26 protein-coding genes are annotated in these 23,771 nt (G+C 63.9%); 25 read left to right on the top strand and 1 reads right to left on the bottom strand.

Translation table 11 applies throughout. The annotated features are described in order from the left end of the window. The 22 genes from AB0362_RS14585 (at window position 1) to AB0362_RS14480 (ending at window position 20,183) form a co-directional block, all read left to right on the top strand. Window positions 1-774, top strand: a complete 774-nt coding sequence (locus AB0362_RS14585) for a 16S rRNA (uracil(1498)-N(3))-methyltransferase (protein WP_149406203.1) — start codon at window positions 1-3, stop codon at window positions 772-774. Beyond that, complete coding sequence (locus AB0362_RS14580) at window positions 771-1,526, top strand: prolyl oligopeptidase family serine peptidase (RefSeq protein WP_149406202.1); 756 nt, start codon at window positions 771-773, stop codon at window positions 1,524-1,526. The genes AB0362_RS14585 and AB0362_RS14580 overlap by 4 nt, the downstream gene beginning before the upstream one ends. A gap of 93 nt (window positions 1,527-1,619) precedes the next feature. Further along, complete coding sequence (locus AB0362_RS14575) at window positions 1,620-2,663, top strand: PhoH family protein (protein WP_032394544.1); 1,044 nt, start codon at window positions 1,620-1,622, stop codon at window positions 2,661-2,663. 53 nt (window positions 2,664-2,716) lie between these two features. After that, window positions 2,717-3,259 carry an rRNA maturation RNase YbeY gene (gene ybeY / locus AB0362_RS14570; protein ID WP_068052336.1) on the top strand — a complete coding sequence of 181 codons (543 nt, stop codon included), beginning with the start codon at window positions 2,717-2,719 and terminating at the stop codon, window positions 3,257-3,259. A 40-nt stretch (window positions 3,260-3,299) separates the two neighbouring features. Further along, complete coding sequence (locus AB0362_RS14565) at window positions 3,300-4,622, top strand: hemolysin family protein (RefSeq protein WP_068052334.1); 1,323 nt, start codon at window positions 3,300-3,302, stop codon at window positions 4,620-4,622. A gap of 15 nt (window positions 4,623-4,637) precedes the next feature. After that, window positions 4,638-5,552, top strand: coding sequence for a GTPase Era (gene era / locus AB0362_RS14560; RefSeq protein ID WP_317808907.1), 915 nt, complete (start codon window positions 4,638-4,640; stop codon window positions 5,550-5,552). 132 nt (window positions 5,553-5,684) lie between these two features. Then, entirely contained in the window at window positions 5,685-6,410 is a 726-nt protein-coding gene (locus AB0362_RS14555) for a response regulator transcription factor (RefSeq protein ID WP_317784445.1), read from the top strand. A 373-nt stretch (window positions 6,411-6,783) separates the two neighbouring features. Continuing rightward, window positions 6,784-8,415, top strand: a complete 1,632-nt coding sequence (locus tag AB0362_RS14550) for an ABC transporter substrate-binding protein (protein WP_317784444.1) — start codon at window positions 6,784-6,786, stop codon at window positions 8,413-8,415. Next, window positions 8,412-9,371, top strand: a complete 960-nt coding sequence (locus AB0362_RS14545; protein ID WP_366235737.1) for an ABC transporter permease — start codon at window positions 8,412-8,414, stop codon at window positions 9,369-9,371. The genes AB0362_RS14550 and AB0362_RS14545 overlap by 4 nt, the downstream gene beginning before the upstream one ends. Next, on the top strand, window positions 9,368-10,309 hold the full coding sequence (locus tag AB0362_RS14540) for an ABC transporter permease (protein ID WP_300519943.1): 942 nt from the start codon (window positions 9,368-9,370) through the stop codon (window positions 10,307-10,309). Before AB0362_RS14545 ends, AB0362_RS14540 begins: the two co-directional genes overlap by 4 nt. Next, window positions 10,309-11,199, top strand: coding sequence for an ABC transporter ATP-binding protein (locus AB0362_RS14535; protein ID WP_366235736.1), 891 nt, complete (start codon window positions 10,309-10,311; stop codon window positions 11,197-11,199). Before AB0362_RS14540 ends, AB0362_RS14535 begins: the two co-directional genes overlap by 1 nt. Beyond that, a complete protein-coding gene (locus AB0362_RS14530; protein ID WP_317808908.1) occupies window positions 11,186-12,031 on the top strand; it encodes an ATP-binding cassette domain-containing protein in 846 nt (281 codons plus the stop codon). The genes AB0362_RS14535 and AB0362_RS14530 overlap by 14 nt, the downstream gene beginning before the upstream one ends. Continuing rightward, the gene (locus AB0362_RS14525) at window positions 12,028-12,219 is read left to right on the top strand and encodes a hypothetical protein (RefSeq protein ID WP_317784439.1); all 192 of its coding nucleotides are present in this window, start codon (window positions 12,028-12,030) and stop codon (window positions 12,217-12,219) included. Before AB0362_RS14530 ends, AB0362_RS14525 begins: the two co-directional genes overlap by 4 nt. Continuing rightward, a complete protein-coding gene (locus AB0362_RS14520; protein ID WP_317784438.1) occupies window positions 12,209-13,648 on the top strand; it encodes an amidase in 1,440 nt (479 codons plus the stop codon). Before AB0362_RS14525 ends, AB0362_RS14520 begins: the two co-directional genes overlap by 11 nt. Further along, entirely contained in the window at window positions 13,645-13,842 is a 198-nt protein-coding gene (locus AB0362_RS14515; protein ID WP_300519958.1) for a hypothetical protein, read from the top strand. Before AB0362_RS14520 ends, AB0362_RS14515 begins: the two co-directional genes overlap by 4 nt. 46 nt (window positions 13,843-13,888) lie before the next feature. Next, the gene (locus AB0362_RS14510) at window positions 13,889-15,304 is read left to right on the top strand and encodes an amidase (protein WP_317784437.1); all 1,416 of its coding nucleotides are present in this window, start codon (window positions 13,889-13,891) and stop codon (window positions 15,302-15,304) included. Between the two features lies 1 nt (window position 15,305). Further along, window positions 15,306-15,773 (top strand): urease accessory protein UreE, encoded by a 468-nt coding sequence (locus tag AB0362_RS14505; protein ID WP_317784436.1) that lies wholly within the window; start codon window positions 15,306-15,308, stop codon window positions 15,771-15,773. Continuing rightward, window positions 15,770-16,435, top strand: a complete 666-nt coding sequence (locus AB0362_RS14500) for an urease accessory UreF family protein (protein ID WP_317784435.1) — start codon at window positions 15,770-15,772, stop codon at window positions 16,433-16,435. The genes AB0362_RS14505 and AB0362_RS14500 overlap by 4 nt, the downstream gene beginning before the upstream one ends. A gap of 34 nt (window positions 16,436-16,469) precedes the next feature. Next, window positions 16,470-17,126, top strand: a complete 657-nt coding sequence (gene ureB / locus AB0362_RS14495) for an urease subunit beta (protein WP_317784434.1) — start codon at window positions 16,470-16,472, stop codon at window positions 17,124-17,126. Next, complete coding sequence (gene ureC / locus AB0362_RS14490) at window positions 17,123-18,841, top strand: urease subunit alpha (protein WP_317784433.1); 1,719 nt, start codon at window positions 17,123-17,125, stop codon at window positions 18,839-18,841. Before ureB ends, ureC begins: the two co-directional genes overlap by 4 nt. Further along, window positions 18,838-19,452 carry an urease accessory protein UreG gene (gene ureG / locus AB0362_RS14485; RefSeq protein ID WP_317784432.1) on the top strand — a complete coding sequence of 205 codons (615 nt, stop codon included), beginning with the start codon at window positions 18,838-18,840 and terminating at the stop codon, window positions 19,450-19,452. Before ureC ends, ureG begins: the two co-directional genes overlap by 4 nt. Next, window positions 19,449-20,183 (top strand): urease accessory protein UreD, encoded by a 735-nt coding sequence (locus tag AB0362_RS14480; RefSeq protein ID WP_317784431.1) that lies wholly within the window; start codon window positions 19,449-19,451, stop codon window positions 20,181-20,183. The genes ureG and AB0362_RS14480 overlap by 4 nt, the downstream gene beginning before the upstream one ends. A 40-nt stretch (window positions 20,184-20,223) precedes the next feature. On the opposite strand, the gene AB0362_RS14475 is transcribed toward AB0362_RS14480, so the two are convergent. Then, window positions 20,224-21,645: an amidase gene (locus tag AB0362_RS14475; protein WP_317784430.1), complete on the bottom strand. Its 1,422-nt coding sequence runs from the start codon at window positions 21,643-21,645 to the stop codon at window positions 20,224-20,226. Window positions 21,646-21,717: 72 nt separating this feature from the next. On the opposite strand from AB0362_RS14475, the gene recO reads away from it, so the two are divergent. The 3 genes from recO to AB0362_RS14460 are packed head-to-tail and all read left to right on the top strand — an operon-like array spanning window position 21,718 to window position 23,738. Further along, entirely contained in the window at window positions 21,718-22,551 is an 834-nt protein-coding gene (recO, locus tag AB0362_RS14470) for a DNA repair protein RecO (protein WP_068052329.1), read from the top strand. Further along, on the top strand, window positions 22,508-23,326 hold the full coding sequence (locus AB0362_RS14465; protein WP_068052326.1) for an isoprenyl transferase: 819 nt from the start codon (window positions 22,508-22,510) through the stop codon (window positions 23,324-23,326). The genes recO and AB0362_RS14465 overlap by 44 nt, the downstream gene beginning before the upstream one ends. Next, the gene (locus tag AB0362_RS14460; protein ID WP_317548640.1) at window positions 23,319-23,738 is read left to right on the top strand and encodes a hypothetical protein; all 420 of its coding nucleotides are present in this window, start codon (window positions 23,319-23,321) and stop codon (window positions 23,736-23,738) included. Before AB0362_RS14465 ends, AB0362_RS14460 begins: the two co-directional genes overlap by 8 nt. Window positions 23,739-23,771: the final 33 nt, after the last annotated feature.

Genomic DNA, 23,771 nt, shown 5'->3' with positions numbered 1-23,771 from the left:
ATGGCCCCGACGGTCTTCTACCTCTCGCCTCTACCGAACGTCGGCGAGCTCGCGGTGCTCGACGGCAAGGAAGGGCACCACGCCGCGACGGTGAGGCGCATCCGGGTGGGCGAGCGGGTGTTGCTCGGTGACGGAGCGGGCGGCCTGGCCGACACGGTCGTGGCCGCAGCGGAGAAGAATCGGCTCGAACTGACCGTGCAATCGCGCAGTGAGATGCCGCGTCCCACTCCGGTGGTGACGCTGGTGCAGGCATTGCCGAAGGCGGACCGATCGGAGCTCGCCGTCGAGCTGGCCACGGAAGCGGGCGTCGATGCTGTGGTGCCCTGGCAGTCCGCGCGATGCGTCGCACGGTGGGAGGGCCCGAAGGCAGCCAAGGGCGTCGCGAAGTGGCGCAGCACCGCGGCGGAAGCCGCCAAGCAGTCGCGTCGGGCATTCATCCCCGAGGTGTCCGAGCTGCACGATTCGCGGGAGGTCGACACTTTCGTACGCGGCGTCGTGGAGCGCGGCGGAATCGTCGCCGTGCTGCACGAGGCGGCTACTTCGGCGTTCCGGGACCTGCCGTTCGACTCGGTTCCCGAGGTCGTGATCGTGGTCGGACCCGAGGGCGGTCTCGACGACAGGGAGGTCGCCGCTCTCACCGAGGCGGGTGCGACGCCGGTGGTGCTGGGCCCGACGGTGCTGCGGACCTCGACGGCAGGAGCTGTGGCTCTGGGCGCGCTGGGCGTCCTGACCTCGCGGTGGACCCAACTCCCGCCCGACTTCCAGAACGCATGAGCGCGCGGATCAAGATCGCGTACGGCGATCATCCGGAGCAGTTCGGCCACCTCTACCTGCCGGCGGAGCCGATGGATCACCGGACGCCGGTGGTCGTGGTGGTGCACGGCGGGTTCTGGAGCGGACAATACGGATCGAACCTGGGCACCCAGTTCGCTCGCGCAGTCGCCGGAGCCGGAGCGGTGGCGTGGAACATCGAGTACCGACGCGTCGGCGCAGGTGGGCACTGGCCGGAGATGCAGTCCGATGTGACTGCGGCACTCGACGTGGTTGCCGGGGAACTGCAGCAGCACGCCCCGGTCGGGATCGACGACGTCCGCGTCATCGGCCACTCCGCCGGCGGCCACCTGGCCGTGTGGCTCGGCGGCGAGACCGGCACGAAGGTCCGCCCGTCGCGCATCGTCTCGCAGGCCGGTGTACTCGATCTAGAGCCGCGCGGTGCGTCGGGACGGACGAATCCGGCGGTCGAGGCGCTGTTGCAGGCCCGATACGAGGACGACCCCGAGCTGTACCGGTCGGCCTCGCCTGCGGCACGCGCGCCCATCGGCATCCCGACGATCGCCCTGCACGGATCCGAGGACATCCAGGTGCCCGCGGCGCAGAGCGAGAGGTACGTAGCGCTGGCGCGCGCTGCCGGAGACGACGCCCGACTGACGACCGTGCCGGGGGAAGACCACTTCGCTTTCCTGAATCCCGATTCCCGGTGTTGGGCGCTCTCGCTCGACGCCGTGCTCGGTGCCACCAGCGAGTAATGGGAATGCGCATCGTTGCTGCGGCGTTAAACTCGATCCATACCAATTGCACGTCCGAGAAGCCGACACCAGAGAGCAGGCCATAGCCACCACGTGAGTGAACACAGCGAATTTCCCGCCGAGCGTGACGTTCGGTCCACCCTGGAACTCGCCCCCGAAGCAGTGATGCCACTGCTGGGACAGTCCGACGAGAACCTGCGGGCGCTCGAGCAGATGCTGACGGCAGATATCCACGTACGAGGAAACGCCGTGACGCTCACCGGAAAAGTGGCCGATGTGGCGCTGGCCGAACGGGTGATCTCCGAGTTGGCCGCGCTGGCCAAGCGCGCTCAGCCACTGACTCCCGATGCAGTGCGCCGATCGATCGCCATGCTCACCGAGGGCGTGTCGGATTCACCGGCCGAGGTGCTGAGCCTGGACATCCTCTCGCGCCGCGGCAAGACGATTCGGCCCAAGACGCTGAACCAGAAGCGCTATGTGGACGCGATCGACGCCAACACCATCGTGTTCGGCATCGGCCCGGCCGGTACCGGCAAGACGTACCTGGCGATGGCGAAGGCCGTGCAGGCATTGCAGACCAAGCAGGTCAGCCGCATCATCCTGACGCGTCCGGCAGTGGAGGCGGGGGAACGGCTCGGTTTCCTTCCCGGAACGCTGCACGAGAAGATCGACCCGTACCTGCGGCCGCTGCACGATGCGTTGCACGACATGATGGACGACGAGGCGATTCCGAAGCTGATGCAGGCCGGGGTCATCGAGGTCGCCCCACTCGCCTACATGCGCGGACGCACTCTCAACGATGCATTCATCATTCTCGACGAGGCGCAGAACACCACCGCCGAGCAGATGAAGATGTTCCTGACCCGACTCGGGTTCGGGTCGAAGATCGTCGTCACCGGCGACGTGACCCAGGTCGATCTTCCCGGAGGTGCGCGATCGGGGTTGCGGGCAGCCTCGGAGATCCTCACCGACGTGGACGACATCCACTTCGCGCAGCTCACCAGCAGCGACGTGGTGCGCCACCGCTTGGTCTCGGAGATCGTCGACGCGTACGAGCGGTTCGAGTCGACATCGGAAGGCGTCATTCCCAACAGGGCGCAACGCCGCACCGGTGGACCGCGTTCGGCGAGAAGATGATTCAGACATACGGACCGACAGATGCAGGCAACGAGAGCGTGGGTAGTGGCTAGATGAGTATCGAAGTGTCCAACGAGTCGGGGATGGACATCTCCGAACCCGAGCTGGTCTCGGTCGCGCGGTTCGCGATCGCCGGCATGGACGTGCATCCCGCTGCGGAACTGTCGATGGTGCTGGTGGATTCGGCAACGATGGCAGATCTGCACATGCGGTGGATGGATCTGCCCGGCCCGACCGACGTGATGTCGTTTCCGATGGACGAGCTCGAGCCGGGCGGTCGTCCCGATGCGCCCGAGCCCGGGCCGGCGATGCTCGGCGACATCGTGTTGTGCCCGTCGTTCGCCGCGGATCAGGCTGCCGCAGCGGGGCATTCGCTCGAACACGAGCTCGCGCTGCTGACCGTGCACGGTGTGCTGCACCTGCTGGGTTACGACCACGCCGAGCCGGACGAAGAGAAGGAAATGTTCGAGCTGCAGAACCGGCTGCTTGCCGAATGGTACGAGGACGCCAGGCGTGCGGAGGAGGCCGCCGAACAGGCCGCCCGCGACGCCAGGCTACTCGGCAAGGCCGGTTTCGTGGACGGACTCGACCGATGATCTGCGTCGTCGAACAGGTGCAAGTGTGGGGTCCTAGCGCGTGAGCAGTGCTGTTGCGCTCATCGTGTTCGCTGTCCTTCTCGTGCCTCTCGGCGGCCTGTTCGCTGCCGTCGATTCTGCGCTGAACACGGTCTCGCGTGCGCGAATCGACGACATGGTCAAGGACGAGCGCCCCGGTGCCACCGGCCTCGTCGTCGTGGTCGGTGACCGCCCGCGATACGTCAATCTGATGGTGCTGCTGCGCATTCTGTGCGAGATCGGCGGCACCGTGTTGCTCGCGGGTGGCCTGACGCAGTTGATCGACTCGACCACCGCATTGGTGATCAGCGCGGTGGCCATGGTGTTGGTCAGTTACGTCGTGATCGGTGTCGGTCCGCGAACCCTCGGTCGGCAGAACGCGTACTCGATCGCGTTGGCGGCCGCATTGCCCCTGCGTGCACTCGGGTGGCTCCTCGGACCGATCAGCAGACTGCTCATCCTCATCGGCAACGCGATCACCCCCGGTAAGGGATTTCGCAACGGCCCCTTCGCCTCCGAGATCGAACTCCGGGAACTGGTGGACATGGCCCGCGAGCGCGGCGTCGTGGCCGACGACGAACGGCGAATGATCCAATCGGTGTTCGAGCTGGGTGACACCTCCGCCCGCGAGGTCATGGTCCCGCGCCCCGAGATGGTGTGGATCGAGTCCGACAAATCAGCAGGACAGGCCACCTCGTTGGCTGTGCGCAGCGGCCACTCCCGCATTCCGGTGATCGGCGAGAACGTGGACGACATCGTCGGCGTCGTGTACCTCAAAGACCTTGTGCAGCAGACGTATTACTCCACCGACGGCGGCCGCGGAGTGCAGGTGTCCGACCTGATGCGTCCGGCCGTCTTCGTTCCCGACTCCAAGGCACTCGACAGTCTGCTCGCCGAGATGCAGCGCGATCGCAACCACATGGCCCTGCTCGTCGACGAGTACGGGGGCATCGCCGGGCTGGTGACCATCGAGGACGTGATCGAGGAGATCGTCGGCGAGATCGCCGACGAATACGATTCCGACGAAGTCGCGCCCATCGAGGAACTCGACGACGGACGCTATCGGCTGTCCTCGCGGGTACCGCTCGAGGACCTCGGCGAGATCTTCGGCATCGACATCGAATCCGAGGAAGTCGACACCGTCGGCGGACTCCTCGGTTACGAACTCGGCCGAGTACCGTTGCCCGGCTCGCAGGTGATCACCCACGGCCTGCTGCTGCGTGGAGAAGGTGGCGCAGATCCCAAGGGGCGCGTCCGCATCGCCACGGTCCTGGTCGAAAAGCTCGAACCCGAAGAAGATTCCACCGAGGACGACGACTCGTCCGAGGCCACTCGTCAACACTGAAATCTGGAGGTGCTCTTGTCCGAGCAGAACAACGGTGAGTTCCGATCCGGATTCGTCTGTTTCGTGGGCCGACCCAACACCGGCAAGTCCACGTTGACCAATGCGTTGGTGGGATCGAAGATCGCCATCACGTCTTCGCGTCCCCAGACGACGCGGCACACCATTCGCGGCATCGTGCACCGAGAGCACGCCCAGCTGATCCTGGTCGACACCCCCGGCCTGCACCGACCCAGAACGCTACTGGGGCAACGCCTCAACGACCTGGTGCAGGACACCTACTCCGAGGTCGACGTCATCGGACTCTGCATCCCTGCGGACGAGAAGATCGGGCCCGGCGACCGGTGGATCCTCGAACAGGTGCGGCACATCGCGCCCAAGACGACGCTCATCGGAATCATCACCAAGATCGACAAGGTCAAGAAGGAACGCGTCGTGCAGCAGTTGATGTCGCTGTCGAAGCTGCTCAGCGAGAATTCGCATGTCATCCCGGTGTCCGCCGAATCGGGCGAGCAGATCGAGAAGCTCGTCGACCTGTTGGCGTCGGAACTGCCACCGGGCCCGGCGTTCTACCCCGACGGTGAGCTCACCGACGAGCCCGAGGAAGTCCTCATGGCCGAACTCATCCGTGAGGCCGCGCTCGAAGGTGTCCGCGACGAGCTGCCGCACTCCCTTGCCGTCGTCATCGACGAGGTCTTGCCCCGTGAAGGCCACGACAACATGCTCGACGTGCACGCAATCCTCTACGTCGAGCGGTCGAGTCAGAAGGCCATCATCATCGGCAAGGGTGGCTCGCGACTCAAAGAGGTCGGCACCGCGTCGCGACTGCAGATCGAGAAGCTACTCGGTACCAGGATCTACCTGGACCTGCACGTCAAAATCGCCAAGGACTGGCAGACCGACCCGAAGCAAATGGGCAAGCTCGGGTTCTGACGTCACTGCTCTCACGTCACCGTGAGCGCGCTTGCAACCTCGGTTTAACACGAACGAAAGCGTCGGCCTGTTTACTGGAGTCAGTCCTCGACCTGCCCTGCGCAGGAGAACTTCAGCGGAAGGACGTGATTCATGTCTTTCGACATTGCTTCCATGGCGGCGGATCTGTCGTCACCGGTCGCCAAGCGTCGAATGGACGGGGCGATCGATTTCCTGAGATTCGAGGGCAAGTGCGACGGTTTTCTTTTTGCCTACAAGGATGACGTCGCCGGAAGGTTCGTCACCGTCGGACAGCGTGGATATGGAGACACCGTTGCTGATTTTCTGACCGGCAGCATCGATACGCGACCCGAATTCGAGAAGCAGTTCTCGAACCACGAGTTCATCTTCGATTGGACCGAGGTCCCCGGTTTCGCCACTTCGTACAGCGGGAGCCAAATACTGCGGCCTCAGGGCTTCAACAACGGCGTGCTGATGTTGCTGCACGACAACGCCGGCGACATCATCGGTATGTGCCACGGGAATGTGGAGAAAACGGACTTCCCCGGCACCGGCAAGGAACTACTCGAACGGATGCGGCCGGCATTCACCGGATACGCGCTGGACCGCCGCTCTGCGGCGCGCTTCCGGCTCACTCATCGTGAGTTGCAGATTCTCGACTGTGTTCGACGAGGAATGTCGAACTCCGAGATCGGCGAACAACTCTTCCTGTCGCCGCGAACGGTCACCACCCACGTCGAGAAGATTCTGCGCAAACTGGGCGTACCCAATCGCGTCCTCGCAGCTGTGTACGCCACCGAACTCGGTCTCGGTTCCGACGATCGGTCCGTCGATTCGCAGCACGCTTTCCTGCGCTGATCTGAAGCGCGACACAATCTGAAGCGCGACACAATCTGCAGCACAAAATGATTCGCAGTGCCATGGCGGCGTCGGTGACACCGACGCCGCTTTCGTGTTGCCGATCGACTCCGCACCGTAACAGCATCGAAACATGTTGTGCTGCAACGTAGATTCATGTGACTCAGCGGGCAAAGTATACGTATTTCGACGTATATGAAGTACAGGCCTGCACTGTCTACCGTTGATCATCCGCACAAGTTCGCCGTCGCACTACGCGGAATCCTCGACCCGTACTTCGCTTTCGGAGCCCGAATACGCGTCCCCACAGGCCGGTCAATCCTCAGATCGAAGGAACATGTCCCATGAAACTGGCTGTCAGAACGGCCACCGCATGAGCCCGCGCACGTCGTACCGGCGACGTCCGATATCGATCGTCGCCGCCATCGCTGTCGCGGCCCTCGCCATGAGCGCATTCACGGCGTGCGGTGCCAGCAGTGCCGCAGATGTCGAGACCGGCAACACATTTGTCGTGGCCATCGAATCCGAGGCCGACGTTCTCGACCCCCAAGTCGCCGGAGGTTGGGTCAGTTGGCGAATCAACCAGCAGATCTTCGAGCCCCTGGTGACCGAAGATCTCCGCACGCCGTCTTCGGAAGCGGCTGTACCCGCTCTCGAGCCCGGGCTGGCCGAGTCCTGGGACGTGTCCGAGGATGGACTGACGTACACGTTCGACATTCGTCGAGGGGTCTCGTTCCACGACGGAACGCCGCTCGATGCCGAGGCAGTCGAATACAACTTTCGTCGCATGTGGGACAAGAGCGCTCCGCAGTACTCCGCCAAGGCCGCGGGCCAGACGAACTTCATCTGGCAGAACACGGCCGATGTCCAGGCCGTCGACCAGTACACGCTCGTCGTGACCGAGTCCCAACCGTTCTCGCCCTTCCTTCGCATGCTCGCCCAGGGCGGAAACGGTTCGACGGCGATCATGAGCCCGGCCTCGATCGAAACCTACGGCGACGATGTCGGCGACCATCCTGTCGGTACCGGGCCGTTCGTCTTCGACGAGAGAATTCGCGGTGAGCGGATCAGCCTGGTGCGCAACGACAATTACTGGGGCACGAAACCCTCGATCTCGGGCGTGGTGTTCCGGCCTCTTCCCGACGCGTCGGCGCGGGTAGCCGCATTGCGCAGTGGTGACGTCGACATGATCGCGGTACCGAGCCCGGACAGTATCGACAACTTGGTGAGTGAGGGCTACCAGCTGTCGGAGGGGACGCCGCCGCACGTGTGGTACCTCTCGTTCAACATGCAGGACCCGAACATGGCGATCAAAGAAGTGCGGCAAGCGATCAATCTGGCCATCGATCGAGACGGGATGGCAGATGATCTTCTTCGCGGAAGTGTCAACCCCGCCTACGGTGTTCAAGCCCCGGCGAACGGCGCGTACGTCGAGAGGACCGATGCATACACGCGGGACATCGCCAAGGCGAAGGAGCTGCTGGCCTCGGTCGGCCTGCAGGGCGGCTTCACGACGACCTTGATCACCTCCGTGGACGGTTCGGGCCAGATCATTCCGACGCAGATGGCGGAATATCTGCAGCAGAATCTCGCCGAGATCGGAATCGACATGCAAATCCAGACGCAGGAATGGATTTCGTATCTCGGCACGTGGGCGCAGGGTATGAAGCCCGGTGTCGGTATGGCCCAGATGTCGTGGGGAATGACCACCCCGTACTGGCTTTACATCGTCACGTCCTCGAAGTTGCAGTCTCCCAACGGAGTCAACGTGGGGTACTACTCCAATCCCGACCTCGACTCGGTGATGGATCAGGCGATCCGAGCGACGGACGAAGACGTTGCGAACGACTACTGGCGTCAGGCGAACGACATCGTCACCGAGGACGCCGCGCTGGCACCTGTGGTCAACGACAAGGCTCCGTACGTGTTGGCCCCGTACGTATCCGGATTCGTTTCGCCCAGCGAGGAGTGGTACGACCTGAAAGAAGTGAGGCTCGAACAATGATACGTACGGTGGCACATCGCCTGCTGTCCACGATCCTGGTTCTGTTCGGAGTCAGCCTGATCGTCTTCATGTTGCTGCAGTTGGTCCCGGGAGATCCGGCACTGACCATTCTCGGATCCGGTGCGACCGCTGAGTCGGTTGCTGCCGTGCGAACCGAACTGGGTCTCGATCGCTCACTGCCGATCCAGTACCTCGACTACATGGGTGGCCTGCTGCAAGGTGATTTCGGTCGGTCGTTGACGGTGAACAAGCCGGTGTCGGAGATCATGCTGCCTCGGCTGTGGAACACGATCATTCTCACGTTCGCTGCTCTGCTGCTGTGTGTCGTCATCGGAGTTCCGCTCGGAATTGCGGCGGCCCGCAAGCAGAACAGTGTGTTCGACCGGATCGCGATGTTCGCCTCGCTCGCCGGAGCGAGTGTGCCCGTCTACTGGTTCGGGCTCGTGTTGATCGGCTTCTTCTCGATACGTCTCGGGGTGTTCCCGACCTCGGGAATGTACAACAGTCGGAGCCCGGGAGGTCTGGGGGACATGCTCATCCACCTCGTACTACCTGCGGTCGCGGCGGCACTGGTGCCGTTGGCGGTGATCGCCCGCATGTCACGTTCGGTGATGGTGGATGTGTTGCAGCAGGACTACATTCGCACACTCAGGGCGTCGGGACTGTCGGAGCAGTCGGTGCTGTGGCGACACGGACTTCGCAATGCGCTGCCGCCGATCGTCACCGTCATCGGTCTGCAGGTGGGCTACTTGCTCGGCGGGGTTGTCTTCGTCGAGGTCGTGTTCGGGTGGCCGGGCCTGGGGCAACAGCTCTACACATCCATCACGCAGCGAGACATCCCTGTTGTGCAAGCCGGGGTGCTCTTCATCGCGCTCGCATTCGTCGTCATCAATCTCGTCGCCGACACGGCGGTCGGGCTTCTCGATCCACGCTCACGGAAGAAGGTTTCGGCATGAACGTATCGGTCGGTGTCGATACTCGGTCGCGTCGCCGAGTGGCTCGAAGGCGATCGACAGCTCCGCCGACCACCGAGGCTGCAGTTCAGGCTTCGGCCCTGCGCCTCGGTCTGCGGGCATTCGGACGCGACAAGGTAGCGGTGGCGTCAGCGGTGTTCCTACTGCTGGTCGTCCTCGCATCGATCTGTGCGCCGCTGCTCACCCCGTACAGCCCGACCATGGGAGATCCGGTGAACAGGCTTGCCGGGATCGGCACCGAGGGACACCCACTGGGCCTCGACGGCCAGGGGCGGGACATTCTCTCCCGCCTGCTCTACGGCGGACGCAACTCCCTCGTCGTGGCAGTGGTGCCGGTGCTGGTGGTCTTTCCGATCGCGTTGATGATCGGACTGTTCGCCGGCTACAAGCGCAGCAGGGCAGGCGAACTGCTGATGCGCATCCTCGACGTCCTGTTCGCTTTCCCCCTCGTTCTGTTGGCAATTGCACTGTCGGCAGTGCTCGGGGCAGGACTGGGCAATGTGATGCTGTCCATCGGAATCACCCTTGTGCCGTACATGGCTCGGGTGGCGTACACCGCGACGGTGCAGGAATCGGGCAAGGAGTACATCGAGGCGGCGCGGGCATACGGCGCCAACGTCGGCCATCTCATGTTCAGAGAGCTTGCTCCCAACGTCATGGCCAACCTCACGGTGTACGCAACTACGTTGTGTGGCTTGATGATCGTCGTAGCGGCCGGCCTCAGCTTCCTCGGTGTCGGCGTCGTGCCACCCACCGCAGACTGGGGCATCATGACCTCCGACGGCTCCAGCGTGCTCCTCGAAGGTATCTATCACATCGCCACCATCCCAGGCATCGTCATCCTTCTCGTTGCCCTGTCGTTCAACCTCGTCGGCGACGGAATCCGTGACGCCCTCGATCCGAGAAAGCAGACGAGCTGATGACCGCACTGTTGAGCATCGAAGACCTCAGCGTCGACTTCCATACCGACGGTGGTGTGGTGCAGGCGGTCAAGAACGTCGACCTGTCGGTCGAACCGGGGGAGATCCGAGGGCTGGTCGGTGAGTCCGGATCCGGCAAGAGTGTCACCTCGCTCAGCGTCCTCGGCCTTCTCGGGTCAGGGCGAGCCCGAATCAGCAGTGGCCGCACCCTCTTTCGTGGGGAGAACGTGCTCGAGAAAGACGAGCGAGCCATGCGTGAGATTCGCGGTGGCCACATCGGATTGGTGTCGCAGAATGCGCTCAGCGCGCTCGACCCGTCGTTCACGATCGGTGCTCAACTGGTCGAGGTCATTCGCTTGCATCAGAAAGTCGATGCCAGGACAGCGCGCAGAACTGCGTTGGAAGCCCTGGAGCTGGTGGCACTGCCTGATGCGGTGAGAAGAATGAAGGCGTACCCGCACGAGCTCAGCGGTGGACAACGTCAGAGAGTCGTCATCGCAATAGCGCTGGCGTGCCGGCCCGAACTGCTGCTGGCGGACGAGCCGACCACTGCACTCGACGCCACGGTGCAGAAGCAGATCCTCGACCTACTTCTCGACATCAACCGTGAACTCGGTACGGCAATCCTGATCGTCACCCACGACTTCGGCGTCGTCGCCCATGTGTGTTCCGAGGTCACCGTCATGCGGCACGGACGAATCGTCGAAACCGGGACGCGTGCAGACATTCTCGAGCGACCCCAACATCCGTACACCCAGGGACTGATGAATGCCGTTCCCAAATTGCGCTTGTCGGCCGCAGAGCGAGCGATTCCGCGCTCGAGCCGTCGATTGTTCGAGTTCTCACACGATTCGATCTCCGAAGGGGGGAAGAACAATGTCTCAGCTTGATCATTCGACGTCGTCGGCAACCGCATCGGTTGGCAAACTGCCGCTGGTTTCACTGCGTGATCTGCGAAAGGTCTACCGCGTTCGAGGCGACGGCCGATCCATGACAGATTTCGTGGCCGTCGACGACGTCAGCTTCGATATCGGACGGGGTGAAACGTTCGGATTGATCGGTGAATCCGGCTCGGGCAAGACAACGACAGGCCGCATGGTGCTCGCCCTGGAGACGGTGAGCTCGGGCTCGGTGCTGTTCGACGGCAACGACATCGCAGCGCTCAGCCCGTTGGACATGCGTCGCTACCGCAAGAACATGCAGATCGTCTTCCAGGATTCGGGCTCCGCGTTCAATCCGCGTCGTAGCGTCGGCTCACAGGTCGGATATGCCCTCGAACGCTTTCAGCTCGCCGCCAAGAAGGACATCCGCGGCGCAGTGCTCGAGATGTTCGATCGAGTCGGCATGGAGCCATCGCACTACGACCGCTACATTCACGAATTCTCGGGCGGCCAGCGGCAACGTCTCGGAATCGCACGCGCTCTGATCACCGACCCCGACTTCGTCGTTCTCGACGAGCCGACCGCAGCTCTCGACGTGTCGGTCCAGGCTCAGATTCTGAACCTGCTCAAAGACTTACAGGCCGAACGCGGACTCACTCTGTTGCTCATCACACACAATCTTGCTCTGGTGGAGCACATGTGTGACCGCGCAGGAGTGCTCGACCGCGGACAGCTGGTCGAATCCGGACCCGTGGACGAGTTGCTGACGAATCCGCGGACCGACATCACCCGCACCCTCGTCGAGGCCGTACTGGAGCCCAAGATCGGGGTCACGCGATGACCGAGCATCGCTGGGCAGCAGCAGCCTTGGCAGCTCGCTCGGTGTCTGCGGAGCTCGCTGGCGGAACTCTGGCCGACGTCGCGGCATCGGCGGCGATCGAGTCGGCACATCGTCTCGCGACCGCACTGACCGTGGACACACCGCTACCGCTGCAGTTGACCATGGACAGGAGCTGTGATGAGTGCTGACAGTGCCCACGGCGATTTCGACCCACTCGCCGCGTCGGTGACCGCCATTCACCGCCGAGTCGAGTCCGGAGTTCTGGACCCGGTTGCCGTCGTCGATGCATACCTCGCCCGAATCGACGAGATGGACGACGAGCTGGAGTCGTTCGTCGTGGTGAACGCCTCGCAGGCCCGGGCGGTGGCCGAACGTCAACGCGATTCCATTCGGCGCGGGGAACCCGGAGGCCCGATGCGAGGCGTGCCCTTCGCCGTCAAGGATCTGTACGACGTCGAGGGAATCCCTACCCGATCGGGTTCGCTCGCCTCGTCGGATGCTCCGGCGCAGAAAGATTCGGAGACCGTTGCGCGTCTGCGTGCCGCCGATGGCATCGTGCTCGGCAAGACCACCACCCACGAATACGCGTACGGGGTCAACACTCCGCCGACGCGGAACCCGTGGGCGCTCGACCGGGTGCCCGGAGGGTCGAGCGGTGGCTCGGGTGCATCCGTTGCGGCTCGGCTCGTCCCGGCTGCGATGGGGACCGACACCGGTGGGTCGATTCGGATACCAGCAGCTCTGTGTGGGGTCACCGGAATGAAGGCCACCTACGGACGGATCAGCAAGCGCGGAGTCACGGTGTTGAGCTGGACACTCGATCATGCCGGTCCGCTGACGACGACGGTCGCCGACTGCGCGACGATGCTCGGTGTGTTGGCAGGGCATGACCCACTCGACCCGTACAGCACCGCGATCGAAGTGCCGGATTTCACCGCACAGCTCGACAGGGGAGTACGCGGCCTGCGGCTGGGGGTCAGCGAACGCTACTTCACCGACCGTCTCGATCCCGACGTGGCAGCGGCGTTCGACACTGCTGTGCGGGTACTCGAAATTGCCGGTGCCACCATCGTTCCGGTGCGCTTCGACGGCGTCGAGCTCTGCCCCGACATCGTCGGCGTCATCGCGTCCGTGGAGGCCGCATCGCTGCACCAGGCCCGTGCGAACGAACGCCCGGATCTGTTCGGGTCCGATGTGGTCGATGCTCTTCGGGTGGGTCACCTTCACAGCGGTGTCGCCTACGTCGACGCACAACGAGCACGGTCGGTCGTACTCGACGGAATGCATCGGATGTTCGGATCGGTGGACGCGTTGCTCTCACCGACCATCGCCACCACAGCACCACTGTTTGGCGCATCGCGAATGGCGTTGGCAGGCAGCGATATCGACATACTCAACGGCCTGAACGCCCTGACGGTCCCGGCGAACGTGACCGGGATGCCGGCGCTGACGGTACCGGCCGGGTTCGATTCCGCAGGATTGCCGATCGGACTGCAGATCATGACGCCACCGTTCGAGGAAGCACTCGCACTGGCTGTGGGCAACTCGTACCAGTCCCTGACCGACAGTGCCGCAGCGGTACCTGTCATCACCTCGAGAGAAAGAGTCGAACCATGAGCACACAGGATTTCGATCCCACCCGCGAACAATTGGCAGCAGTTTTCGAGTACGCGGGACTAGACATCGAGCCGGAGCGCCTCGAGGACAAATTCGAGGTCTATCGAAGCACGCTGGGACTCATTCGGAAGGCAAGCGTCACGGGCATCGGAGAGACCGTCCCTGCTGCGGCGTTCAAGGCCTCCTGGACCTGATCACCGCCACATCGGCATTCACTCGTCGTATGAAAGGACCACCGACATGCAGTTGTACGAACTCTCTCTCACCGAGGTAGCCGAGAAGATCCGCACCCGGGAAGTATCGCCAGTCGAAGTCACCCAGTCGTCCCTCGACCGTCTGGCCGAGGTGGAGCCTGCAATCACGGCCTTCGTCACGGTTACTGGCGACCAAGCGTTGGCGCGAGCAGCCGAGGCCGAGCGAGAGATCGCAGCCGGCCGGTACCGCGGTGCCCTACACGGCATTCCGCTCGGCGTCAAAGATCTGTACGACACCGCAGGGATCCTGACGACGTCCAGTTCCCAGCAGCGTGCCGCGAACGTGCCGACAGCCGACAGTGCGTCGGTAGCCAAGCTGAACGACGCAGGAATGATCGTGGTCGGCAAGACCCAGACACACGAATTCGCCTATGGAGCAACGACTCCGACCGCAGGGAATCCGTGGGACGTCACCCGCACACCCGGTGGCTCCAGCGGCGGTTCCGGTGCAGCGGTCGGCGCGGGAGTCGTGCACGTCGCGTTGGGAAGCGATACCGGTGGATCCATCAGAATCCCCGCGGGTGTCTGCGGGGTGGTCGGACTCAAGCCCACGTTCGGACGGGCATCCCGCGCTGGTGTCGCATCGCTGTCCTGGTCTTTGGATCACGTCGGACCGTTGACACGCAACGTCTCCGACGCGGGACTGGTGCTGGGCGCGATGTCGGGCTACGACCGACGCGACCCGGCGTCCGTCGACATGCCGGTTCCCGATTTTCTCGCGGGCATCACGGACGGAGTCGCCGGGACTCGAATCGGCATACCGTCGAACTTCTACACTCACAACGTTCAGCCGGAAGTCACCGAAGTTGCGCATCGCGCCGCAGAAGCGCTCGAACGACTCGGCGCGATCCTGGTGGAGGTCGAGGTACCGCTCGCAGAGTACGTCCTGCCGGTGGAGTGGGCGATTCTGACCGCCGAAGCCAGTGCCTATCACATGGATTCGACGCGGCAGTCGCCGGAGTTGTTCACCGACGAAGTGCGAACGTTGGTCGAAGCGGGCGAAGCAATTCTCGCGACCGATTACATCAATGCGGTCCGCCTGCGTACGCGAATTCAGGAGGCGTGGAGGAACATGTACTCGACGATCGACGTGTTGCTGGCCCCGACCGTTCCCGGTGTCGCATCGCTACGCAGCGATCCTTTCTTCCATTGGGAGGATGGAACAGTGGAGGGTTCGACCAGTGCGTATTCGCGAATGTCCGCCCCGGCGAACGTTACCGGTCTTCCCGCGCTGCAGGTACCCGCCGAGTTCTCGGCCGGGGGCTTGCCGATCGGCGTTCAGATCATCGGGAAGCCGTTCTGCGAGGCGGAGATACTGAGGGTGGGCTACGCGCTCGAGCAGTCAGCCGATGTGGTCGGGCGCATCGCGCCCGTCGTCACCGCAGGCAGCGCGGCTCTCTGACGTGTCGTCCCACGACATCGAGGGTCCGGTGATCGCGTCGATCGTCGGGCACGAGTCCGATCCGTCCCTGGCGGATCGGATTCACCGGCTACGGCACGACGGTTTAGTCGAATACGTACACATCCCGGCGGAGGACATGGATCGGACCCGACTTCGCGTGAGCTCCGATGCCGGGCGTGACTATCGCATCGCACTCGGTCGCGAGCATCGGGTGCAGGATGGCTCGGTGCTGCTGCTCGAGTCCGAGCGTGCCGTGGTGGTTCGCGCAAGCGAACCCCGAGTACTGGTGTTGCGCGCAACCTCCGTATCGGCGGCACTACGGCTCGGATTTCTCGCCGGCCACCTGCATTGGAAATCCTCCATGACCGACGATGTCGTCGAGGTGTCCATGGAAGGTGAGGTGGACGACTACCTGAACCGGATCGCGGAGCTCGTCGCCGACAGGTCGGTGGAAGTGCAGTCGCAGTGACGGTCTCCGAGATGCTGATGACGTTGCGGCTGGGCGACAGTGCATTTCCCTCGGGTGGATTCGCATTCTCGTCGGGACTCGAAGGTTCGTATCGCGACGGATTCGTGACCGACGAGTCGGGAATGAAGGAATTCACGCGTGAGCAGGTGATCGGGCGCTGGAACACCGTCGATCGCCGAGTGTTGAGTGCGGCGTGGCCTCACGGGGCTGCCGAGGTCGCCGACCGCCGATGCGAGGCGCACAGCATCATGTCGGTGCTGCGCGGAGCCTCGCGTCGGGCGGGGGCCGCTTTACTGGGAACGTTCGCCGCTCTCGGTCACGAGGAGGCGGCCGACTACCGTCGGTCCGTTCTCTCCGGGGCCGTTCCAGGTCATCTCCCGGTGGCCCAGGCGCTGTGCTTCCGCGCGGCGGGACTGTCGCAGACGTCGGCGGAAACGGTCAGTGTCTGGCAGGCCGTCTCGGGAATCGCCGGTGCGGGCTTGAGGCTGGGCATCGTGGGCCACCTCGGGGCCCAGCGCGTTCTGGCAGACCTCGAGCCGACGATTGCCGACGTGCTGAGCGACCGACCTCCCACCGACGCGGCGAATCTGCATTCCTTCAGTGCTTTCGCAGACATCTCGGCTCAGCGTCGCAGCGATGGCGCGCGGCTGTTCGCCAGTTGAGTCCGATACCCCTACACGAGAACGGAATTCGAACGTGTTCCTCACTCCTACCGAGAGCGAGCGGCTGACCATCTTCACTGCGGCCGAGTTCGCCCGGCGAAATCTCCGCGACGGTGTTCGGCTCTCGCATCCTGAGGCGGTGGCGTATCTGACCGACGAAATCCTGCTCGCTGCCCGCAAGGATCTGAGCTTCGAGGAGGTGATCGATCACGCCGGTCACCTGCTCACCGCGGCGCAGGTTCAGGACGGAGTTGCGGCCATGGTGGACATGATCATGGTGGACGCGCCGTTCGCCGAAGGCACGAAGCTGATCACCGTGGTCGACCCGATCGCGCCCACGGCGGACGATATCGTTCCCGGCGAGATCATCGTGGCCGAACAGGCCGTCGTACTGTTCAGCGGTTCCGAGATCACCAGGGTCACCGTCGTCAACAGAGGAGATCGCGACGTTCAAGTACGCAGTCAGACACACTTCTTCGAAGCCAACGAGTCCCTGGAATTCGATCGGCGCGCGGCATGGGGACGCAGGCTGGCAGTTGCCTCGGGCGCGGGTGTCAGATTCGAGCCCGGAATGTCCGTCGTCGCAAGCCTGGTTCCGATCTCGGGCGACCGAGTGGTGCACGGCTTCCGTGGTCTGGTCGACGGTCCGCTGGACTCGAACGAGGATGCGACGACGGGAGCTCCCTCGTGAACAACGACGACATCGCGATCGACCGGGCCTCGTATGTGCGGATGTTCGGCCCGACGGTCGGAGACAGGATACGGCTCGCAGATTCCTCTCTGTTCGTGGAGATCGAGCGTGATCTGACCACGCCCGGTTACGAGCTGCTGGCGGGGGCAGGAAAGAACGTGCGGGACGGGGAGGGGTACCGGCCTACGTCGACGGCATCGGACGGCGCACTCGATTACGTGTTCATCGGGGCTACGGTGATCGATGCGGTGCAGGGAGTCATCAAGGCCGACATCGGTATTCGCGGTGGCCTCATCGCCGGTATAGGCAAAGCCGGCAATCCAGATGTGATGCCCGATGTCACCGAGGGCATGGTCGTCGGACACATGACGACGCCGATACCGGCCGCGGGGATGATCGTTACGGCCGGAGCCATCGAAACCCACGCCCACTTGATCTCTCCCCAGCAGAGCGAACACGCGCTGGCTACCGGTACGACCACCCTGATCGGAGGTTCTCCCGGCCCGGCGTTCGAGGTGGGAACCGGAAGTGCGCGCAATCTCGGACTGTTTCTCCGAGGTGGTGAGCACACCCCGATGAACTTCGTCGCGTTCGGCAGAGGTGCGTCCGACGAGCGAGCGGTACTGGAATCGGTGGCAGCAGGTGCAGGTGCGGTCAAGATTCACGAAGACTTCGGCGCATCACCCGCAGTGATCGACAAGACCCTTCGCGCAGCAGATTCCGCGGACTTCGCCGTCCATTTGCATACCGACTCGATCAACGAGTTCGGGTTTGCCGAGACGACCATGAACACCATCGGCGACCGGACGATTCACATGTATCACGTCGAAGGTGCAGGTGGTGGACACGCGCCCGATCTCATCCGATGCGTCGGATACGACAACGTCATACCGGCATCGACGAATCCCACGAATCCTTACACCGCGTACGCCCTCGACGAGGGAATACCGATGACGATGGCCGCGCACAACATGAACTGGCAGGCACCGGAGGACGTGGCATTCGCCGAAGCGCGCATTCGTCCGCAGACGATGATCGCCGAGGACTTCTTGCACGACATGGGCGCGATCTCCATCTTCGGAAGCGACACTCAGGGAATGGGGCGCGTGGCCGAGAACATCGCCAACTGTTGGCAATTGGCGGATGTGATGAAGCAGCGGGTAGGGCGATTGCCGGAAGAGACGACCGAGGCGGCCGACAACGAGCGAGTCAAACGGTATATCGCGAAATTGACTGTCAATCCAGCTATCTCAATCGGCGCCGCCGGGTCCATCGGGTCCGTCGAAGTGGGAAAGGTTGCCGATCTGGTCCTGTGGTCACCGGCCTTCTTCGGCGTCAAACCCGAGGTGGTCATGAAGAACGGATTCGTCGCATGGGCCTCCCTCGGCGACGCGGCAGGTAGCATTTCGCGTTCACAACCGGTGGTGAGTCGGCCCAATTGGGGTGCGCTCGGGGCAGCATCCGCCGAACTCGGCATGGTCTTCATGTCCTCGCTCGCCGTCGACGCCGGCGTCGCGGAACAGCTGGGTCTGCGAAAACGCGTCGTCCCCATCGCGTCGGTCCGGGGCTTGCGCAAATCCGACATGGTGCGCAACTCGGCGCTTCCGCTGGTGGAGGTCGATCCACGAACCTTCGAGGTCAGGGCAGACGGAGTGCTGTTGACCGGCGAACCTGCGACCAGCGTCCCCTTCTCGAGGAGGTACCTGCTCCGATGAACAACCGTCGTGCAGCACGTATCGGGATAGGCGGGCCCGTCGGATCGGGAAAGACCGCCCTCGTCGAGCAGCTCGTAGCCGTCTTCGGCGCGGCAGATCGATCGGTCTCGGTCATCACGAACGATCTCGTCACGGCCGAGGACGCCGAACGAGTCAAGCGCAGCGGCCTGATCGACCCCGCGCGGGTACGTGCGGTGGAGGCGGGTGGATGTCCGCACACCGTGATTCGAGAGGACCCATCGCTCAACATCGCAGCCGCCGACGAGTTGGAGGCGCAGTTTCCGAACACCGAGGTGATCTTGCTCGAAAGTGGCGGTGACAATTTGGCGTCCACCTTCTCTCGGGATCTGGTCGACTACTGGATCTTCGTGATCGATGTGGCCGGCGGAGACGACATCCCCCGCAAACGAGGCCCCGGTGTGGTTCGGTGTGATCTGTTGGTGGTCAACAAGATCGATCTCGCCCCGTACGTCGGCGTGAATCTCGAGTTGCTACTGCACGAAGCGGATCTCGTGCGCAGCGGCAAGCCGATCGTGTCCACCAATGCTCGCACGGGCGATGGCATTGCCGCTGTAGTGGCGCAGCTCGATCGCGACGTGTTGTTCGTGTGATCTCGCGGTCTCTGGATCTGTCGTTCGAAGCGGTGCGCGGACAGACGGTGTTCGACAGGAAACGCTACCGCTGGCCGCAGTCGGTGGGGCGCATGTTTCCCGGTCCGCATCCCCGTTCAGGTTCGGTGATCGTTCAGAACTCGGGGGCATCGATCCACCCCGGCGACGTGATCGAGCAACGCGTGCACGTCGGCACGGGCGCGTACGTACAAATTCTCGGCCAGGGCGCGATGTTGGTGACGGGCAAGCCGGGCTGTGCAGCGGCGACCGAGTCGACGGTTCTGCGGTTGCGGGGCGACGGTCGGTTGATTCATTGCCCCGAGCCCAGAATCCTCACGAGGCATGCGCATTTCGTGCAACTGACCGACGTGGAGATCGGCGACGGTTCCGCCGTCGTCGTGGACGCTTTCGTGTTGCATCCCGAGCTGACCGCGAACGACGTCGGCAGTATCAGCTCCACCGTTCGGGTTCGGTGCGTCGAGGGTCAGGAACCCCTGATGGTCGATGCCCAGCTGCTCGACTCGAGCCTGTGGCCGCGCTCGCTTCGCGCGTTCGGCACCGTCTACGTCCTGGGTTCGGCCGCGACCGTGCCCGCGCTGTCGGACGTCGACGGTGTGCACCTGGCGGTCACGGAGCTTCCGAACGGCGTCGGTCATGCCGTGCGAATGGCCGCGGAGGAGGGTGGTGCGTTGCGGACGGCTCTCGAAAGGACGGTGCGGCTCGTCCGCTGATGATGTGCCCCGGCCGCTGTGCACGAAAGTTCGTAGTGGGCTACGAGGTTTCGCTCACCTGGGTCCACCAGGGATCGGGGCGCTTGCGATGCCACTGCAGCACGTTCTCGAGTTGAGCGGCAACCGAAACGAGCAGTGGCTCGGAGGATTCGTGGCCCATCAACTGCAGGCCGATGGGTAGGCCGGCGGCGGTGAATCCTGCGGGCACGTTGACGCTCGGCCACCCCAGCACGTTCCACGGCCAGGTGTAGGGGCAGTGCTCGGTGATGACCCGATCGGTGTCGGCGTTGGAGATGCCGTCGATGGCCTCGATCCGGGGCGGCGGGGTGGCGGTCGTCGGGGCGAGCACGATGTCGTACTCGTCGAAGAACCGGCCGACACGACGCCCGATGCGAGGTTCGGCGGCGCGTGCTGCGCGCAGCGGCGCTCCGGCCAGAGCCCGGCCGGTCTTGGCGTTGGCTCGGGTGCGTGGGTCGGCGAGAGACGGATCGGGGAGACGGTCGAGCCAGGTGGCCACACCCGCCAGCGAGCGGGGTAAGAAGTTGAGCCCCAACAACATTCCGTATGCCGGATCGTCGACGACCACTCGGTGCCCGAGTAGCCGCAGTACCGCGGCCATCCGATAAGCGGCACCGGCGATCTCCGGGTCCAGCGGGGCAGGCGTCGGAATGAACGGCTTACGCAGGCTCAGCGCGATCCGCAGCGAACCGGGGTTGCGTCCGACGGCGTCCGAGACCGTCAGCGGCGTCGGACGATGCAGATCTCCGTCGTGACTGCCCGAGACCACATCGAGGAGGAGTGCCGCGTCGGCCACGGTTCGCGCGAGCGGGCCGATGACGGTGATGCCGTTGAACGCCTCGGGCTCCGGCCACGACGATATGCGTCCGCGTTGCGGCTTGATCCCCACGAGATTGGTCCACGAGGCCGGAATCCGCACCGAGCCGGCACCGTCGGAACCCAGAGCGGCAGAAACCAATTCGGCAGCCACCGCGGCAGAACTGCCACCCGAGGAGCCGCCCGGGGTGCGCTCGCGGTCCCATGGGTTGCGGGTGTGCCCGAAGGTACCGCCGGTGAACGGCCACTGGCCGAGCTCCGGGCTGTTGGTCTTTCCGACGATGACGGCTCCGGCTGCACGCAGTCTGCGTACCACCTCCGAATCCGTGGTGGCAGATGGAAAGTTGCCCGCGCATCCGAAGGCGGTCGGTTCCCCGGTGACGTCCACGTCGTCCTTGACGGCGACGGGAACGCCGAGCAGGGGAGCGGTGGTGCCGGCGGCGCGCAGACGATCCGCTTCGGCCGCCTCGGCGAGGGCGGAGTCGCGGCGCACGATGCGGAACGCGTTGAGCGTGGGTTGGCTCTTCTCGATGCGATCGAGTGATTCGGAAACCGCCTGTACCGACGTGATGCGACCCGACGCGAGAGCGGCAGCCTGAGCAACGAGAGTCGACCGATGGAAATCCACGCCTGCACAGTATCGACTCCTCGTCAGCGCGGGAACGGTCACCGCCGCAGCCCGCGTGGGACACTGGATGACGTGAGGCCATACCGTGACAACGCAGTCGTCCTGCGCCAGCACAAGCTGGGTGAGGCCGATCGCATCGTCACGTTGTTGACCAGGGAGAACGGAATCGTGCGGGCCGTTGCCAAGGGAGTTCGCCGCACCAAATCCAAGTTCGGTGCGCGGCTGGAACCGTTTGCGCACATCGACGTTCTGCTCTATCCGGGACGCAACCTCGACATCGTCACCCAGGTGCACACGGTCGACGCGTTCGGCGGAGACATCGTGGCCGACTACGGTCGCTACACCACCGGTTGCGCGGTTCTCGAAACTGCCGAACGGCTGGCGGGTGAGGAGCATGCACCCGCACAGCGGCTGCATCAGTTGACCGTCGGTGCCCTGCGTGCCCTCGCGCAGCACGTCAGGCCCCCCGAGCTGGTGCTCGACGCGTACCTGCTGCGCGCGATGGGTTTCGCCGGATGGGCTCCCGCACTGACCGACTGCGCGCGGTGCGCAGCGGTGGGCCCACATCGAGCGTTCCATGTCGCGGCCGGTGGAGCCGTGTGTGTGCATTGCCGACCGCCGGGTTCGGCGACGCCGTCGACCGGAGTTCTCGATCTGATGGTTGCGCTCGAGCGGGGGGAGTGGGATTACACCGTCACCACTTCCGATGCGGTCCGCAAGCAGGCCAGTGGACTGGTGGCGGCTCATCTGCAATGGCATCTGGAACGACAGCTGCGCACGCTTCCGCTCATCGAACGCTCGCACCCGCATCAGGTACCGCTGGCGCAACCTGACTCCGTGTTCGCCGACACCGTCGGGCAGGATGGGGACCGTGATTCGACGACGAGAGCAGGGGCCTCGGCCTGACGAACAGTCGACGGTGCGCCCTCCCGATCCGCATCCGTCGGGCGCTCGTCCGCCGATCCTGCAGCCGGAACTGATTCCTCGCCATGTTGCGCTGGTGATGGACGGCAACGGTCGGTGGGCACAGGATCGCGGTCTGCCGCGCACCGCCGGGCACGAGCAGGGTGAAGCGGTGCTCATGGACACCGTGTGCGGGTGCATCGAGATCGGGGTGCAGTGGCTGTCCGCATATGCATTCTCGACGGAGAACTGGAAGCGCAGTCCCGACGAGGTCAAGTTCCTGATGGGCTTCAATCGTGACGTCATTCGTCGTCGACGCGACGAGATGAACGAGATGGGCGTCCGGGTTCGCTGGGCCGGCCGTCGACCGAGGTTGTGGGGCAGTGTCATCAAGGAACTCGAAGTCGCCGAGGAGTTGACCAAGCACAACACCGTGATGACATTGACGATGTGCGTCAACTACGGTGGCCGAGCCGAGATTGCCGATGCCACAAGGGAAATTGCTCGACAGGTGGCTGCGGGCAAGCTGAACCCCGAGAAGATCACCGAGGCCACCGTCGCCAAGTACCTCGACGAATCGGATATGCCCGACGTGGATCTGTTCCTGCGTCCGTCGGGGGAGCAGCGGACGTCGAACTTTCTGCTCTGGCAGTCGGCCTATGCGGAGTTCGTGTTCCAGAAGAAGCTCTTCCCGGATTTCGACCGACGGGATCTGTGGGAGGCGTGTATCGAATACGCCTCGCGGGACCGACGATTCGGTGGAGTCAAGTATGAGTGACAACGCGAACGGGACGCCGGACGAGGGGCTTTCGTTGCAGGCCCGTGCCCAGTTGGCGCTCTCGCAGTTCGCGACGGTCACACTCGGTGACGAGGGTTCTCTCGGTTTCGACTATGCGGGTGCTCTGTGCTCGCTGCGTGCCGTGCGACTCTCGCCCGAGCTCGAGGTGCTCTCGCTCACCGCGGTGTTGGCGTGGGACCGGCCGTTGAAGCCGGCTCTGCACAAGAAAGTCGCCGACCGCAATGCGGATTCGCAGTTCGGCGCGATCTCGGTCAATACTCACGACAAGCTCGCGGATGTGTTGCTGCGCTACACCTTTCCTGCGAACGGTCTGGACGACGAGGCGATGCTGACGATGCTCATCCTGGTGCTCGCCGGAGTCGAGAAGGCGCGCGAGGGTCTACTGCCCTGATCGGTCAGCTAAGGTTTGCCTGTACTTACTTCC

The sequence above is a fragment of the Rhodococcus sp. NPDC079359 genome, assembly GCF_040702585.1.
Classification (GTDB): Bacteria; Actinomycetota; Actinomycetes; order Mycobacteriales; family Mycobacteriaceae; genus Rhodococcoides.
Note: the sequence above shows the minus strand (reverse complement) of the source record. Positions and strands in the feature narration are given on the sequence as shown.

Bases quoted from the DNA above. Each gene is read 5' to 3' on its own strand.
- AB0362_RS14585 (WP_149406203.1), top strand. From the start codon at position 1: ATGGCCCCGACGGTCTTCTACCTCTCGCCTCTACCGAACGTCGGCGAG.
- AB0362_RS14580 (WP_149406202.1), top strand. From the start codon at position 771: ATGAGCGCGCGGATCAAGATCGCGTACGGCGATCATCCGGAGCAGTTC.
- ybeY (WP_068052336.1), top strand. From the start codon at position 2,717: ATGAGTATCGAAGTGTCCAACGAGTCGGGGATGGACATCTCCGAACCC.
- AB0362_RS14555 (WP_317784445.1), top strand. From the start codon at position 5,685: ATGTCTTTCGACATTGCTTCCATGGCGGCGGATCTGTCGTCACCGGTC.
- AB0362_RS14550 (WP_317784444.1), top strand. From the start codon at position 6,784: ATGAGCCCGCGCACGTCGTACCGGCGACGTCCGATATCGATCGTCGCC.
- AB0362_RS14545 (WP_366235737.1), top strand. From the start codon at position 8,412: ATGATACGTACGGTGGCACATCGCCTGCTGTCCACGATCCTGGTTCTG.
- AB0362_RS14540 (WP_300519943.1), top strand. From the start codon at position 9,368: ATGAACGTATCGGTCGGTGTCGATACTCGGTCGCGTCGCCGAGTGGCT.
- AB0362_RS14535 (WP_366235736.1), top strand. From the start codon at position 10,309: ATGACCGCACTGTTGAGCATCGAAGACCTCAGCGTCGACTTCCATACC.
- AB0362_RS14530 (WP_317808908.1), top strand. From the start codon at position 11,186: ATGTCTCAGCTTGATCATTCGACGTCGTCGGCAACCGCATCGGTTGGC.
- AB0362_RS14525 (WP_317784439.1), top strand. From the start codon at position 12,028: ATGACCGAGCATCGCTGGGCAGCAGCAGCCTTGGCAGCTCGCTCGGTG.
- AB0362_RS14520 (WP_317784438.1), top strand. From the start codon at position 12,209: ATGAGTGCTGACAGTGCCCACGGCGATTTCGACCCACTCGCCGCGTCG.
- AB0362_RS14515 (WP_300519958.1), top strand. From the start codon at position 13,645: ATGAGCACACAGGATTTCGATCCCACCCGCGAACAATTGGCAGCAGTT.
- AB0362_RS14510 (WP_317784437.1), top strand. From the start codon at position 13,889: ATGCAGTTGTACGAACTCTCTCTCACCGAGGTAGCCGAGAAGATCCGC.
- ureG (WP_317784432.1), top strand. From the start codon at position 18,838: ATGAACAACCGTCGTGCAGCACGTATCGGGATAGGCGGGCCCGTCGGA.
- AB0362_RS14465 (WP_068052326.1), top strand. From the start codon at position 22,508: ATGGGGACCGTGATTCGACGACGAGAGCAGGGGCCTCGGCCTGACGAA.
- AB0362_RS14460 (WP_317548640.1), top strand. From the start codon at position 23,319: ATGAGTGACAACGCGAACGGGACGCCGGACGAGGGGCTTTCGTTGCAG.